At 55.6% G+C, this 16,885-nt stretch carries 5 protein-coding genes; 1 reads left to right on the forward strand and 4 read right to left on the reverse strand.

Translation table 11 applies throughout. From position 1 onward, the window contains the following. The first annotated feature begins 84 nt into the window (after positions 1-84). Complete coding sequence (locus tag FY156_27370) at positions 85-1,671, forward strand: sulfatase (GenBank protein ID UXS05605.1); 1,587 nt, start codon at positions 85-87, stop codon at positions 1,669-1,671. Between the two features lie 816 nt (positions 1,672-2,487). On the opposite strand, the gene FY156_27375 is transcribed toward FY156_27370, so the two are convergent. The 4 genes from FY156_27375 to FY156_27390 all read right to left on the reverse strand — a co-directional run bounded on the left by FY156_27375 (position 2,488) and on the right by FY156_27390 (position 16,714). Further along, positions 2,488-3,798 (reverse strand): HlyD family type I secretion periplasmic adaptor subunit, encoded by a 1,311-nt coding sequence (locus FY156_27375; protein ID UXS05296.1) that lies wholly within the window; start codon positions 3,796-3,798, stop codon positions 2,488-2,490. A gap of 38 nt (positions 3,799-3,836) precedes the next feature. Then, entirely contained in the window at positions 3,837-6,182 is a 2,346-nt protein-coding gene (locus tag FY156_27380; GenBank protein UXS05297.1) for a calcium-binding protein, read from the reverse strand. A 47-nt stretch (positions 6,183-6,229) separates the two neighbouring features. Beyond that, complete coding sequence (locus FY156_27385) at positions 6,230-7,966, reverse strand: type I secretion system permease/ATPase (GenBank protein UXS05298.1); 1,737 nt, start codon at positions 7,964-7,966, stop codon at positions 6,230-6,232. 171 nt (positions 7,967-8,137) lie between these two features. Continuing rightward, the gene (locus FY156_27390) at positions 8,138-16,714 is read right to left on the reverse strand and encodes a calcium-binding protein (GenBank protein ID UXS05299.1); all 8,577 of its coding nucleotides are present in this window, start codon (positions 16,712-16,714) and stop codon (positions 8,138-8,140) included. Positions 16,715-16,885 lie beyond the last annotated feature (171 nt).

Raw genomic sequence — 16,885 nt, forward strand, 5'->3', positions numbered from 1 at the left:
TATCTGTTTTTCCGATAAATTCAATGCTGCGGTCGAAAGGAGCGGTTTGCGGTGGTAACAATAGGCCGTGCAGATTTCAGATATATTAACTTGAAAGCTGTGGCTGGAGCAGGGCTTTTCTCTGTCATCGCCTTTCTTGCTTTCATCCTGCCTGATCATCCTGACGCGCTTGTTCCAGGCGCATTTGCACGCTTGCCACTGGAATTGCCGATTGTTGGTGTTCTCGTGCTGATGACGCGCGGTTCGCTAAGGCGCAACGTCATCTTTCTTTGCGGTTTTCTGGTTTTTCTGGTTCTTTTCCTCAAGGTGGCGGATATTGGCGTACAGACAGCGTTCCAGCGGTCGTTCAATCCTTATCTTGATGTAAAGATGCTGGCTGATGGCTGGCATTTGATATCCGGCGCGATAGGAACAATCTCGGCCTTGATTGCTCTAGTCGGCGGCATTGTCCTCATCCTGCTGATCGTCGCAGTTTTTCTTATATCGCTTCGGCAGATGTCTGACGCCCGTGGAGGTGTACGGAGAATGCTTCTTGGGCTTTTTACAAGTTTAATTGCGGTGGGTGGAGGCATTATGCTCCTTGATAAGCCGCCTGTCGATTTGCGAACACCCAGCTATCTCGCGGGAAGGCTCAGTCTCGTCGCCCGTTCGGTTGCGGATATGAGAAGGTTCGAAAAGCAACTCAAGTCTGCCCTTGGCCCGCAGGATGGAAAAGATCTATTCAAAGCTGTAAAGGGCAAGGACGTGATACTTGTCTTCGTAGAGTCCTATGGCCACTCCGCCATTGAGGACCCGCGATACTCCGATATAACCTCATCCCGTCTCTCATCGATCCAGCGCCAGATCGACTCGACAGGGCTTCATGCAGCAAGCGGCTGGGTCGCTTCACCCACCGTCGGGGGGCTGAGCTGGCTGGCTCACGGCACATTGCTTTCCGGCCTTTGGGTTGACAGCCAGGCGCGCTACGACCGCCTTATGATCAGCCAGCAGCCGAGCTTGAACCGGCTGTTTTCGCAGGCTGGTTGGCACACGGTCGCTGTCATGCCTGCCATCACGATGGCTTGGCCTGAGGCAGGTTATTTCGGCTATGACCAGATTCTTGCAGCCTCGGATCTTGGATACCGCGGAGAACCATTCAACTGGGTGACCATGCCGGATCAGTATACTTTATCCGCGTTTGATCGACTGGCAGTGGAGCCCGCCCATGGCCGTGCACAGAACGTCATGGCGGAGATAGCCCTCATCTCCAGCCACGCACCATGGATGCCCGTACCAAGACTTATTGATTGGAAAGATATCGGCGATGGCACGACCTTCAATGTTCAGGCAACAAGCGGCGATCCTCCTTCCGTTGTCTGGGCGAAGCCTGAGCGGGTGCGTGACCAGTACATTCAAACAATCGATTATTCGCTGGCGACATTAGGAGAATTCATTGCACATCAGCGAAAGGGTGCAATCTACGTCATACTCGGTGATCACCAGCCTGCCTCTATCATTACCGGGCCGGGTGCCTCACGTGCAGTACCGGTTCATATCGTCACAGACGATTCTGAGCTCATTGCGCGGTTCATCAGACAAGGCTTTACTGCAGGGATGATACCTAGCGACACTACGCAACATTGGCTCATGAACGAACTTCGCAAGATATTGATTGATGCGTTCAGCAAGTAAGGCCATGCCGGCTTTGCGTCACAAACGTAGGGGAAGCTCCGATCGAGAGAAAATCAACACCCTTGGATTACCGTGGGCGTTCGGCATAGCCATTGCGTAGAGTATCAACCTCGTTTCGAAGTAGCGTAACGCATTTGCCTTTCAGGGCCCCGCATCTGCAATGGATTGCACCACGTTGACGGATTGGTCCTGCAGTATTCGCCCCTTTTTCGTCAGTTGTTGCAACAGCACGTGCCAAGCAAACGCCATGTTTATTCAGATTGTCGATAGAAAAGTCCTGCAGCCTCAGCCCGGGCAGACAGCAACTGGATGATTTCTTGATCTTGGGCTTGAGACTGCCTTCCATGCCATCGACGCGGCGAGCGGGGCCGGTGGGACAGTCTTCATCTCTCGCAGGCCCTTCTCTACAAACTACACTCAGATATCGCTGTTTATAGCATCGCGTTCTTATTGGGCGCGAAGTCTCTGCATGCGTCCATCGGGTTGCATACGAACGCGTGGCCAATGAAATCAATATCTCGCGAACCCGATCCCGAGACGAGTCGTTTATGTCGGGCTTCCATCGGATTCACCTCCCGTCGAACCAGCATGTCGGAAATCTCACGCCGTAGTGCTCTGGAACATTTAGGTCCTTGCGATGTGCTGCGGCGGAACCATCTGTGTAAGATCGTGCCGTCAATGGAGCGAGGCATTCGTTTCCTCCCGAAAGCAACGGTTGACTTATCCCTAGTGCGGTCTACTTGCTCTAAGTGCTGTACATCGCCCTTGCGGCTTGATCTCAATCCTTTCCCTACTGGCTGTCGTCAAACTCCAGCGTCATTCTTCACGAAAGGCTTTCATGACCTGGTCTGTGAATGGCTTCGTCAGGTAGGACCACGCGGAGCGCTCAGCCGTGTGAACGAAGACCTCGATTGGCATGCCAGGCATGAGTTTGAGGTCTCTAATGACCTCCTGTTGGTCGATCATGTCAACTGTCGCGAGATAGTAAGGTTGCCCAGTCGTCTTGTCGACAACGGTTGCTGCTGCAACGAACTCGACGATCCCATACACCTCGGGAGTGGTTGCACTATTAAACGCGGTCAACCTCATCCTGGCGGCCTGCCCAGGTGTGACGCGATCAACGTCCGCCGGCGGGACCCGGAATTCGACCTTCATGTCGTCAGTTTTGGGAACGACCGACATAATGGTCGCTCCTGATCCTATAACGCCGTTGATTGTATGGATTTGCAGATCATAGACAAAGCCATCAACAGGTGCACGGACTTCCATTCGCGACAGTCGGTCATGTGCTGCGATCTCTCGTTCTCCAAGTTCGGCGAGCTTGGATTCTATTGAAACAATCTCTTTCTGAGTTTCGGAGCGCGTCGTCTGGTCTATGGAGAGAAGCTTGATGCGTAATTCACTAATCTCTCCTTCAGCTTCCGCCACACGGGCTGCCACTTCGCCGCTGGTCCCATCGATGCGGGCTACCTGTTTCTGAAGGTCGCGAAATTCTGATAGCTTGATCAACCCGCCTTTGGCGAGCCTCTCGCTGACGCTGATCTCTTCGGTGATGATCTTCTTTTCAACTTCGTTCGCTTTTCTCTGCGAAATCAAACCGTCAATCTGGTCTTCGAGCTGGGAGATTTGCAGTTCCAACTGCTGTTTCTGATTGAGGATCATTCGGCGGTTTTCCTGAAACAGCTTCGTTTCGTTATGCGCCAGCTCAGGGACGATGGAACCGTCAGAAAATGCAATAGTGTCCTTCCCGTCGCGCTCGGCCTCTAGGCGGATTTTCATCGCCCTAAGCTGGGCGAGTTGGCTTCGGATGATCGTCAGTTCAACCCGGGTCTGTGTCTCGTCAAACCGGAGAAGTACATCACCAGCCTTTACTGTGTCTCCATTGGCGACAGGAATGTCAGCGACAATCCCGCCATCACGGTGCTGGATTGTCTTGACCTGATCAGGGACGACGAGCTGACCTTGCGCGACAACTGCACCAGCAAGCTTTGCCTGGACCGCCCAACCACCGACACCAAACACCAGGAATGCTGCCAGAACGCCCGAAACGATGACGCGTGGCGCGATGCCGAACGATATGGCTTCCGATCGCGCCTGATTGTCTGTGTTTTTGTTTTCATACATCATCTCAGCACACTCCCCGATATGGCTTTTCGCCTTTTTTGTTACGCCCGTGCGAATCCTGCGTCCTCAACACGAGCCGCAAGAATGAAATCATCTTCTGTCAATGTCTGATGGCTGTAGATCAGCAGCTCGAGATCGTCCTGTTCGCCTGCAAGATCAATGACGGCGCGAACAATGGCTGTGTCGCCATCTGCAAACTCGCTGTAAAGGCGGATGCGCCGCACATCCTGCTGATCATCGATCTCACCCATGATGCGGTCGAACATCAGGCCGCCGATTTCATCAGCGAGATCGGAAAGATCGATCCTATCGCCTATCTGGAAGTCTAATATCTTGTCAGTTCCTTGCCCACTGTTGGACACGGCTTCCACAGAGCGGAAAATGAAGACGTCGTTGCCCGCGCCACCCGTCAAAAAATTGATATCCGAATTGGCGACCAGAACGTCGTCGCCGAGCCCGGCAATGGCGACTTCGAAGCCCTCCAGTTGATCCGTCCCTATCTCAACCCCCGTTGCTGTGCCACCTTCAAGGTCAATGATGACTGCCGTAATTGTCGCGGAAGCGTCGTAGGTATCGATCCCTTCTCCGCCGGAATATTGATCATCGCCATCGCTTGATCCGTCGCTCGTGTAGAGAACGACTACCGTATCATCGCCAGCGCCACCATTGACGATATCGCTGCCGCTGCCTGCGGTTAGTCGATCGTCGCCGGTTCCTCCGATCAGGAGATTATTCCCGTCATCGCCGGTCAACGTGTCGTTTCCACTGCCGCCGATTGCAGCCTCGAATCCAACGACCTGATCTGTTCCAATCTCAGAACCCGATGCAGTCTCGGCGGCAAGGTCAACGACCACTGCTTCAGAAGCCGACGATGCGTCATACGTGTCGAAGCCATCGCCGCCAGAATATGTGTCGTTACCATCGCTAACGGCATTGAGCTGTACTGGTGCTCGCGCCTCCTCGTGTCCAGGGCCAACGACGATGGTGTCGTTGCCGGCTCCAGCGACTACCGCGTCGTTGCCGAGACCGCCCGACAGCATGTCGTTGCCGTCACCGCCATCGAGCAGGTCATCCCCAACATCTCCGGAAAGGCGGTCGTTGCCTGCGTCTCCGAAGATATGGTCATTGCCGGATCCCCCACTGACAATGTCATCGCCATCACCTCCGGACACGATGTCAGCGCCTTCTTCGCCATAAATCTCGTCGTTTCCTTCACCACCAAAAATGACGTCGTCACCCTCGCCACCGAAGATCCGGTCGTGGCCGCTCTCGCCATAGATGGTGTCGTTTCCAGTCCCTCCGATAAGCGTGTCATTCCCATCGCCGCCATAAATGACGTCGTTGTTCTCGCGCCCGTAGACAATGTCGTCCCCATCGAGGGCTGCAATTATGTCTTCCTCGGGGGTTCCCAGTAGGACATCATCGTCATTGGTACCTTCAACGGCGTGTGGCGCCGCTTTTACGAGGTCCAGCATCGCCGTCCCCAGCACAGCTCCGGTTCCATCGCTAATGCCATATGTGAAGGTGACTTCACCTGTGTAGCCACGCTCAGGTGTGTACAGCCATTTACCGTCGCCATAGCTCTGTATGACGCCAGACGAAACCTGCAGGTTTCGGATCGACAAGGTGTCGCCATCCGGGTCGGTCGCAGCCGATGCCAAATTATCAAGAAGGATCAGTGCAGAAAGGTTCATCAAGCCACTGCCTAGCAGCACCCGTCCCGCAACCACGGGCAATCTGTTCGGGCGTGTATTGCTTGTAGGAGGCGAACTGCCTCCAGTTGACGGCAGATCGTGGCCTTTCGGATTTTCATCTGAACGCGGTGCTTCAGTTGAAATGCCGCCACCTTCCCACCGGTCGCTTTCGTGCCAGACGATCGGGGTTTCGTTGCCCAAAGCGCCGAGTCGCGTCAAAGGCTCAAAGTAACCGCTGACCCGATGATTGTCGTTTGCGGAAAGCGATTGAAGGAACGAACGAAAGGTATGATTTTCGAGATTGAGGTCGACCCTTGCGTGGAACGTGGAGGGTAACTGGATGCCTTCCGCGAAATACCTTACCTTCCGTTCGGCACGGCCAGCTTCCTCTGCAACCTGGCGAAGATACGCGGCGACTTCCTCAATAATGTCGATGTTTGTCGAAGCATCGTTCGAACTCGCGACGGTTTCGGCAGTGGAGTCTTGAATTTGTCGTTCATCCGGCGAATCCGGCGCCTCGACGTGCGTTTCGGAATGAAGCTTTCCAAAAAAAGCGCCGATCGCGGCAAATGCGATTACCGGGCTCACAATGCTCCAGTAGCGCGGGGCTGGTTTTTCCTGAACCTCAAAGCGGTTCTTTGGCGCTATGGAGGCTGCTACGTCAGGCAGCCCAAGAACAAGTTTGTCTTCCATTGTCTGTTCTCCCTCCTGTTGCCTCTATGCGTTGCAACGGAACAAATTCATTCTGCCGGAGTATTGCCTGACGACGCCTGGACGCGTGTATGTTCTGAGCGAAGCAACTGTGGTTGTGGGCCTTTCACGACTTCGTCCTTTGGACCGAACGCTACGAGCTTGCCGTTCTGGACAACGCCGACCATGTCTGCAGATTGCAGTGCGCTTGGGCGGTGGGCGACGACCACCACAATCCCGCCGCGACAGCGCACTGCGGCAATCGCTTTCATCAGTGCTTCTTCACCTTCGGCATCGAGATTGGAGTTCGGTTCGTCGAGTACGACAAGAAACGGGCTGCCATACAACGCCCTTGCAAGCCCGATACGTTGGCGCTGACCGGCGGAAAGCGACATGCCATTCGGTCCGAGCTCCGTTTGATAGCCATTCGGCAGGCGAACGATCATGTCGTGGATGCCTGCTGCCCTTGCGGCCTGGAGGATCGTGCGCGCCTCCGGCGTTTCGGAAAACCGCGAAATATTCTCGGCGATGGTTCCATCCATCAGACAGACGTCCTGGGGCAGATAGCCGACATGTTCGCTGAAGAAGGTTGAAGGCCATTGCTTGAGATCCGCACCGTCAACGCGAACTGAGCCGCGAAGTGTCGGCCAGATGCCGAGGATGGATCGGGCAAGGGTCGTTTTCCCGCCACCGCTCGGGCCGATCAACGCAAGCGCCTGGCCAGCCTTCAGCTCAAAGCTAACATCACTCAACAGAACCGCACCGCTATGGGGCGCGACGGTTGTGATACCTTCAACGGTCAATGTTTCCTTTGGAGCGGGAAGGTTCAAAAGTGCTGTCTTGTCGTCGAGAACAGCCAGCGTTTCTTTCAGGCGCGCATGACTGCGCCTAGCCGAGACCATTCCCTTCCACTGCGCGATTGCTTGATCGACCGGTGCAAGTGCGCGTGCGGTCACTATCGAAGATGCGATGATCGAACCAGCCGACAATTCACCTTTGATTGTGAGATATGCGCCAAGCCCGAGAATTGCGGATTGCAGCATCATTCTCAGTACCTTCGACAGGCCTGAGAATGTCCCGGAGATATCGGATGTCTTGGTTTGCGTATCCAGATGACGCCGATTGGCGCGCTCAAAACGGCTGACGGCCCGATCAGCGATGCCCATTGAGTGCATGATATCGCTGTTTCGCGCATTGGAATCTATGACTGCATTTCGCAGGACCGTCGACTTCAGCATCTCTTTGGCGTGACGACGTGTCAGAAGTTCCGTGCACAGCGTCAAAAGGCCGAGGACCACGGCTCCCCCAACTGTCAGCATGCCGAGCATCGGGTGAAGAAGCCAAACGAATACGAGGTAGATTGGCATCCAGGGCAGATCGAACAGCGCAATTAGTCCGGGGCTCGCTAGAAAGCCGCGGATCGTATCGACGTCCCGCCCACGCTCTGTCGCTTCAGCCGTGGAGTAACCATAGCGCGGCATGTCAATGACGACTTTGTGGGCGAGTGGGGCCAGTTGAGTATCCAGTCTTGCCCCAAGCCTCACCAAGATCTGTGAGCGCAAAATATCAAAGAGACCCTGGAAAAGATAAAGGCCAATTGCTAGGCCAGACAATGCAACAAGCGTCGACACGCTTCCGCTGGTCAACGCACGGTCATAGATCTGGAGCATGTAAAAGGCGCCGGTCAGGGCCAGAATATTGATGATGCCGGACAGGCCGAAGACAAACATCATCAAGCCACCTAAGCCATTTATTTGGTTTTCTTTTTTGTTGCAGGTGCCACTCATCTGAAATTCCCCCTGGAAACTTTGCCGACATTCGGCGTTAAGTTCGCGGCATATCGTGGAGTGATTTGGTTGATCCAAGACATCCCATTTCAGTTGCAACGCCGGTGCCAGTCCTCACCGGCGTTGGGAAGTTAAAGCGAACGGGAGATATCCCCGTTCGCTCGCGGTTGGTCAGGAAACGCCTGTAAAGTCATTGTTGGTCAGATGGTGCTTTCCGGAAACCGCCAGTTCAAAGTCGGCGTTCCCATCTGCATCGGTGTGACCACGAATGACCGTAAAGTCCTCGCCGTCACGCACTTCGTGCGTAATCGCAATACCTCCGGTCGCAGTCAGCGAAGCTGGACTGTTGATTGTGAAGGTCTGCTTACCCGCTACACCTGTATTGGCGTCGATTGCTGAGAAGTCGATCTTGTCACCAGGCTGGAAGCCGTAAATGCTGTCGCCATTGGCTGCACTCGTCGTTGTGAAGCGGAAGGTGTCGTTGCCAAGACCACCATCCATCACGTTCGCAGCATTCGACGCAGTGATCACGTCATGACCAGAGCCACCCACGAAGTTCTCGAAACCGTAGAATGTATCGTTACCTGTCGTGGCGCTGACGGCAGTGCCGTGTCCCATAAGGCCTGTACCGAGATCTACGGTCAGGTTGGTCGTTGCGACGGAGTAATCAAGCGTATCCTTGCCTCCATCGCCCCAATACCTGTCATTTCCGTCGCTGGACGTGGCCAGAACGATATCGTCCCCATCGCCACCCCAAGCCTGGTCGTCACCGGAACCACCTTCGATGGTATCGTTGCCGGAATCTCCGAAGAGAAGATCGGCTCCACCGTTTCCGAAGAGTACATCGTGACCGGCGCCGCCGTGCAGCTCGTCATCGCCGACACCACCACTTGCAACATCGTTGCCTGCAGCCGCGACAATCACGTCGTCGCCGTCTTCGCCCCTCAGGATGTCAGAACCGGCATCCCCAGACAGCACGTCTGAGCCGCCACCTGCTAGTATCGTGTCATCGCCTGCTTGCCCGGCGAGTACTTCACCCGCAGCGGTACCGATTAGGGCAAGGGCTGCAATCGGGACAGAGACAACAGGGCCATCATCATCGTCGTCTTCGTGCGAGCAGGTGTCATCGTCATCCTCGCCGCTGCCACTTTCGTCGTCATCGTCGCTATCCTCATCGTCATCGTTGTCTTCTTCGCCTTCGTCGTCCTCTTCGTCCTGCTCATCATCATTGTCGTCATCGTCGCCGCCGTTGGCGCCGCCGTCATCATCGTCGTCATCATCGTCGTCATCGTCGTCGTTATTGTTGTCTTCCTCTTCCTCTTCCTCTTCTTCCTCGTTGTCTTGGACGTTCGGCGAGAAAATATCCTCGTCTAGATTGGTCAGGCCCGTGTTTCGAGCGATGATGTCGGCGAACTCCTGGCCGTCGATGAAGTTTTCGTAGAAATCGAAATCGTCGAAACGCTCCGTATAGTAGAAGCGGTCAGCTTCCTGAAGGCGGTCGAACTGTTCCTGCAGTACGACCCAGAATGTCTGACCGACCATGCCGCCGTTGATGTGTTTCTCGGCAAGGCCTCCAACCCAGAGATCAACGCGATCTATGCCTTTGACAATGCCGGTTCCGTTCGGTTGCATCGCAATCTCGATATCCGGGTTGATCGCGCGGAACGCATCGATTTCACCGGCCTCGAGCACGAGATCTGGATATGCCTGACGGAACTGGGCGATCACGGTATCAGAGAGACCGTTACGGCTCTGGAAATCTTCCCAGGACGTGTAGGCCGTCATTGTTCCTGCATATCCTAGAGCCTCTGCGACATAGGGGTCTGTGGATGCTGCGAGGTCCATGCGAACCTGGTTGAGCGTTCCAAGTCCGACGTCCCAGCCCCGTGCAACGTTGAAGGCGAACAGGTCGGCGTTGATACGCACGAGGTCGTTTCGTACGGCGTCGACAATGTTGAAGTCGACAGCTTCGGCAGGTTGTGTCGCGATCCCACCGAGGATAGCACTTACACCGAGCTGCTCATAGCCTTCCTGTGGCACATATCCGTATTGCGCCAGCGTGCTGAGCGGCAGCTTGAAGGCACTTGGATCGTTCGTGGGATTGAGGAAGGCATCGAACAATGCCACCTGGGTCGGGTTCCCATCTTCATCAAGGACCGTCATGGTTTGGCCGATCAGCGAATGACCAACCCGATAGACAGCAGCGGCGAATTCATGGCTGATCGCTGCCGTCGCGTTCGGATTGTATTCCGAAAAACCATGGTCGCCGTCTCCTCTAATGCCGCCGATCAGCTTGTCTGCAAACTCGGTGAAGACGACACGCTGGTATTCCGCTTCATTGAGCATCTTTGCAGCCTGGAACAGTTCCTCAGCCGTGCCGTCGAAGCCGGCTGCCTCAAGGCCTTCGACATGAAAATTATGGTTTCGGGCCCAGATGGTATGCATTGAGGTGAGGGCAATGTTCTCATTCGCCCGGCCATCGCCCGCTACATAGTGATCGAGCAGACTGATGTAGGGGTTGGTGTCGAGAAGCAGTGCGTGCGTGCTACCCATGAAGTCCGAAGCAAGCCCGGACACCATCGCCTCGTTGATCACTCCTCCCGTCACGAGGCCCGGGAAATAGGATCTAAAGCTAGCCTGACCTCCTGCAAGCGTCGGCGAGTGAAAAACCGTATCGTTTTGCCAGTGATGCAGGATAAGGTCACGCAATGTCGGCATCAACTTGAAGGTCGGGTTGGAGGGATCCGCACCGCCTTGAAGCAAATGTGCCCCCAGACCGCCCGATCCATCGCCTTCGCGCAGGAACTGTCCGACAAGATCATTGGAGCCGTAAGCCTGGTTCTGATCGACGAATGGCGATGTCTTGTTTATGTGCTGTGGAACGCCGTCGTCATAATAGGCTACGGTGGCGCGTGTCAGATCAGCCGGATTGCCAGAGCCAGGGGCACCGTTTCCGGGAGCGCCTATCTGGATAGTGCCGTTTCCGCCTTTGCCGAGAAAATCCAGGCCGTGGTCGAAATATTGTCCGAACGCCATGAAGAAGATGTTGGCATCGGCTTTAGGCAAGTTTGCTTCCTGCGCGCCCAGAATGTTGCTGATGTTTCGCGGATCGAGCCCGTCAAAGATCGGGTTGATCGCGGAATTTCCGAAGGCGTCCGGCTCGCCGTAGTGCGACTGGGTGATGCGGATAAATGGTGTATCCACAGCACCTGCGTCGGGATCTGCAGCATTGTTGCCATGGCCCGAAAGGGTGCGGACACCTGTTGGAACAGGATCATCACCATCGTTGGGAGAAAGACCATTCACGAGTGCTTTCAGACCAGCCAGATCACTTGGTGTGTATTCGAAGTGACCGGTAACATCATCGCCGTCCTCACCTGAAGTCGCTTCCTGGAACTTGGGCACGACACTACCTGTGAAAGTGATCGAATGTGTGCCATTTGAGAAAGACTTCGTTCCGTTGCCATTGTCTACAAGGGTGTAGCTGGAGAGTTGTTGTCCCGGCGCCAGTTCGACAACGTCCTGAGGACGAAGGGTCCCGACGATCGTATCGTCGCCACCATTGCTGCGGAAGAGAATACGATGTGCGGACATCAACCCGGAAATGTTGACAGTCTCGTCTTCCGCTTCACCATTGATTGTAATCGTGTTGAAGCTGAGATTGGTCGGAGAAAAGTCCCCGATAGCCACGACCGTATCGTTTCCCCCGCCAGTGTTGATCAGTATTTCCTCGATTTCGGTTAGTTCTGCGATAATCGAGCCGTTCGTAATGCCATTGCGAGTGATGACGATTTCTGTCGCTGCAGCAATTCCGGACATTCCGGCGCTGATTGCTGCTGCGCGTGTATAGACCCGATAGGTTTCGGCGACTGCAGATCCGTTTATAATAAAAGTATCTCCGTCAGCTCCTTCCGTTCCGCCGTTCACACTGTCGCGACCATCGGGTAGCAGCCCCAGAAGGCCGGCACTCCAGTTGATAACGTCGTCACCACCCAGGGCATTGATTGTGTCGTTGCCCCGGTTACCGGTGATGATGTCCGCGCCAGCCGTGCCGTTAAGTGTGTTGGCGGCGTTTGTGCCGTCTATGACATCGCCGACGACCTGGGTTGCAGCCGACACCACTTGCTCAGCGGAGCCAAACCCATCGATGAAGCTGACGACGACGCGCACCTGCCGACCAACATGTGCCTGCTGAGGCGTAAAGTTCGGCGAGTTGGTTCCAGCATTTGTCCAAGTCGTGCCGTTGGCCGATGTCTGCCACTGGAAGCTGAATGTCCCCAGACCATTCGCGTCGGCAATTCCAGAGGTATTTGCCGTCAACGTTTGCGTTTCGGTGGGTGATGTGTCGCTGATCACCGGCGCGCCGGTTGCTGCCCTGTTTACAAGGGCAACCTCGACACCGTCCGAAAACCGTGCGGCCTCAATGTTGCGTAGAGTATCGACACCGTCAGACACAAGATTGCGCTCGGTCAACGGATCCACGACATTGCTGACCGTGTTGTGGGTCACCGTGAAACTTCCATCACCATTTCTGACGATCGTGTAGTTCGCACGGATATCGTTGAACTCTGCGGTATCATCACCTGCAAGCGGCGTTGTTGACGAGACAATCTCCCTCACAATGTGCAGCTGGCTTGGCACGATGGTGCGAGAGATCATCAGCTCAAAGAGCGACTTTCCAGCCCAGGCCGGATTTTCGTCTTCGGTGAAGACGTGTTTCAGACTGTCGACCGTAGCAATCTGGTTGCCATCCGCATTTTCCGCGCCAGCAGGCGTGATACGGATACGAACGTTGAGCCACGCGTCACCATCGAGGAAGTCATCTCCACCATTGCCGCGCAGTGAGTCACTACCTGCGCCGCCGAGCAGAATGTTACCCCGATCGAAGGCGGTAATCGCCTCCAGGTTTCCGCTTGCCGGCGCCGCTGCGATTAGACTGCCGAGAATTTCGCGCAGGCCTTCAATTCGATTGACGCCTGCTTGCGTCAAACTATCGTTGAAGAAGATACCTTCAGTCGTTGCGACCGTGTCGCCGGGTGCCACGTCGCCGAAGACACGATCGTCACCAAGCAGTGTGTCGTTGTAGTTCCAGCCGGAAAGCGCTTCCGTCTTGTCGAAACGATTGCGAAGGATGTCCTCCTGTTCCGTGGTGAATATCGGGATACGCATATCGGCGTAGGCATCCATCTCCACGTCCTTGAAGATTGCCCAGTCAAAACCGAACATGCCTTCATTACGCATGACGCTTTCGCCTTGCACCATGATGTCGTCGCCTGATTCGGCATCGAAATCGTGTTCCTCATTGCCGGCAAACATGACGTCGTGACCAACGATCGACGAATTGAAGAAAAGTTCGGAGTTGTCGCCAGCCGTGGTGTCAAAACCGCCACCTGCCTCGATCCAGTCGTCGCCTTCATTGCCCATAAGCATATCAACGCCGTCACCACCGAGGATGAAGTCGTCACCATCGCCGCCGAACACTTCCGTATCGTCGACACCGACAAAGACGACATCTTTGCCAGTTCCGCCCATGACGATATCCATGCCGTTCGAATTGGCGATCACGTCGTCGCCTTCATCGCCCTTCACAAAGTCGCCGGTATCGCCCGAGTCCGTGATGATATCGTTGCCTGCACCGCCGTTAACGAGGTCGACCCCGGCACCGCTTTCGATGCGGTCGTCGCCGGCGTCGCCCCAGATACCGTCGTCGCCGAAATCAGTGATAATGGTATCGTTGCCTATGGTGCCGCCGACCACGACGTGTTCACCACCAGTGAAGCGAAGGTAATGTCCCGTGGTACCGCTTTGATCGGCGCTGGTGTCAGCGACACTTTCGTCAACGTCAGCAGTGGAGAGATCATCGCGCTGAACTTTACCGAGCCCAAGAGCGGCCATGATCGGATCGTCACCGACAGGATCGTCGCCGACCTGGTTCGCCTTGTTGATCTCTAGGACGAAATCGTAATCGGCGAAGACATCGACGCCAAGGTGGCGGGCAATCACGTCGTCAGCGGTGCCTCTGATACCGTCAGCGCCAGGCTGGGCGATATCGGTATTCGCCATGATCATCTTGGCGAATGAGTTCTGCTCCAGCATGTTGAGGAAATTCTGGCCCTGTGTACGGGTCAGATAATAGAACCTGTCGCCATCCTGCAGATTTTCGAGCTGCATTTCGAAGATGGCATTGAATGTCGAGCCGAGCATGCCACCGAAGGGCATCTTCTTTTCGGCAAGGCCGCCAATCCAGAGATCGATCAGGTTGAGGCCCGTTTCCACACCTGCCCATGTCCCTGTGCTGGTGAGATAGGAAACGCGGTCCGCAGGAGCACCAGCCCCGCCCATGACGAGTGCTGTCGCAGCCGCACGTTTTCCGGCCAGCGTGGATTCGCCGGTGATTGTTCCGTGCGTTCCATAGGCTGCAATGAAGTTGATCACGGATGCGGAGTTTTTCAGATTGGCGGCAAAATCAACCCAGTTGTCATAGGGCTTCAGGAATGTGGAGCCGCTTGCCGCGTACAATTGCGCACGGGCGTCGTTGAGTGAAGGCACGCCCGTATCGCGGCCGCGAGCAATGTTGATCGCGCCAAGATCGAGAGGCAGACCAAGCAGGTTATTGCGCAGCGAGCTGACGATGAATTCGTCGATTTCATTCCCATGTTCGACGACCATGCCGCGCACGATCGCGCCAGCGGCCTGATCTGCACTGATGGTGCTGTTGAGATCAAAGGCGACCGGATTGAGGAAAGCCTCGATGAGATCCAGTTCGGGTTCGGTCGCTGGCGTCTCCGTACCATCCGCATTCAGGAAAACGCGTGGCATACCGTCGGTGAGCATAGAATGCCCGAAGCGATAAACCGTATGGGCAAATTCCGCGAAGATCGACGGATTGACGTCCGTGACCGAGTTGAAAACAAAGACATCGATCGCGGGCTGAATCTTGCGTGCGAACTCTTCAAATACGAGGTGCTGGTATTGCATCTCGGTTGCGAACCGAGCTGCCTGGAACATACGCTCGCCGTCCCAGTTCAGGCCTTGTGCATAAGCAAGCTGATCGATCGCAGGACGATCTTCAAAGTCAGCCGGGAGGCCGCCGATATCTGTCGCCAGCCATTCGTTGATGAAAGCGATATTGCCGCTTTGCAGGATCGTCAGCATCTGGGAGTCGACCTGACGATTGTGCTCGGAATGGAAGATGTGATGGACTGCGGTCAGGCCGATGTTCTCGTTACCGCGGCCATCACCCGTGATGAAATGACGTGCAAGCAGCTCATCGTCATAAACACCGGATGCGAGGGGGCCACTGCTGACGACACCGTCGGCGTCCGCAGTTTTCAGAGCGCCGGTCTGGCTGTTAAATGGATTGGCGTTGTGCGCAATGTCGTCCAGGAAGGCATGGCCGGTACGTAGCGCCAGCGAGGCGAACGTGTTGACGGGTGTTGAGGGTGTGCCGGAGACGACAGCGTCGTCAGCGGTGTTTGGAATGCCGTCTGCACCGATACCCGTCACAACCTGCGCATAACCTGTTACCGGATGGGGGATAAAATTGCCGTATTGATCGGTGCGGATAAGAGGCAGGTTGACGACATCCGCATCACTCAACTGAATGCCGAGGTACTGAAGAGCGTTGGCCTTGATATCCGCCCATGTCGGCAGGCCACCGTGTGTTCCCGCGGGAGAACCTGCCGGGGGAGGGCCATCAAGCAAACGTCCGGTCGCGACGGTGACGCCTCCAACGGTTGCGTATTCACGCAGGAAAACCTGATGCGACGGATGCGAGGTGTAGGTTTGGTTCTGATCAACGAACGGAGTTGTCGTGTTACGGGCCTCGTGATGCGTATCGTCGGCCGTCCCCATAACCCCGTCTGCACCGGGACCATCGACAGGGTCTGCTCTGGTGATGACCATGAATCGCAGGCTAGGAGGCAGGTCGTCGGGCGTACCGGCAATGCCATCGGCGCCGAGGACCAGGGGATCGTCCGCCTCTAGTGGAATGAATACTGAGCCGTTGTTACCCTTGCTGATCAGGTCGAGGCCATGGTCGAAGAACTGGCCGAAGAATGTCATCCACGCATTGAACGGCGCCGAGAGGCCTTCGTCAGGTGCGATGTTCGGGATCGAAGCAAGATCGGCATTGGTGAGGTATACACCGTTCGTGCCTAGAGGTTCTCCGGGTGCCACGGGCACCATACCAGGGTTAGCCTCCTCCCATGCTGCGACCGCCAGAGGATTGTTGAACCAGGCCGATACCGCAGCCGGATTGTTGATGCTCATGTCGGAAATGAGGTTCGAGATGATGCGCGGATCTGCGTCGGCAACGTTTCCTGTATGACCGCCATTCGTTCCGGAAGGTGCGCCGACGACACTGTAGTCGGTGTTCGTTACGACGGCCGGGCCTCCAAGCGACATCGTGTCGCCATCGGCATCGTTGCGGAAATTCGGATCGAGCGCACGCGGCATGGCCTGGTCGGCAGCCCCCCAAAGTTCCCGGCCCGCCACGATATTGTTATAGGTGCCGTCGACGGTGCGAAGTCCAACTGGCACATGGGGATCGGGAATGGCGCGAGGCGTTGACGCGTTTCCAAGGTAGACGCCTGTAACAGCATCGTATTGTGTTCGGTCGGAGATCACTGTTCCATCAGGGTTGATCCGGATTTCAGTGAGCGGAACACCAGAAGCGTGAACTTCCGCGACCTTGATCTGATGAAGAACAAATGCCAGGTCAGCCTGGTTCAGTGTAAAAGCAGCCATTTTCCCCTCCGAAGCGCCAGCGCGCTAGAACGCGTTACATGGATGGAGGCTTTGAACGTTTCGATTGGCCATCCGGCACAATCCCAATCTCCTCCATTCGCCCGGAAGAAGATTCCCCTAGCCTTCATGATCTCAGGTTGCAGGAAAGTCTTGCTCAAGACCACTTCGCAT

Source organism: Agrobacterium tumefaciens (genome assembly GCA_025559845.1).
Classification (GTDB): domain Bacteria; phylum Pseudomonadota; class Alphaproteobacteria; order Rhizobiales; family Rhizobiaceae; genus Agrobacterium.

What these genes read in the sequence shown, in the direction of transcription:
- FY156_27380 (UXS05297.1), bottom strand. Translation starts at nt 6,182, where the DNA reads ATGGAAGACAAACTTGTTCTTGGGCTGCCTGACGTAGCAGCCTCCATA.
- FY156_27390 (UXS05299.1), bottom strand. Translation starts at nt 16,714, where the DNA reads ATGGCTGCTTTTACACTGAACCAGGCTGACCTGGCATTTGTTCTTCAT.
- FY156_27375 (UXS05296.1), bottom strand. Translation starts at nt 3,798, where the DNA reads ATGATGTATGAAAACAAAAACACAGACAATCAGGCGCGATCGGAAGCC.
- FY156_27385 (UXS05298.1), bottom strand. Translation starts at nt 7,966, where the DNA reads ATGAGTGGCACCTGCAACAAAAAAGAAAACCAAATAAATGGCTTAGGT.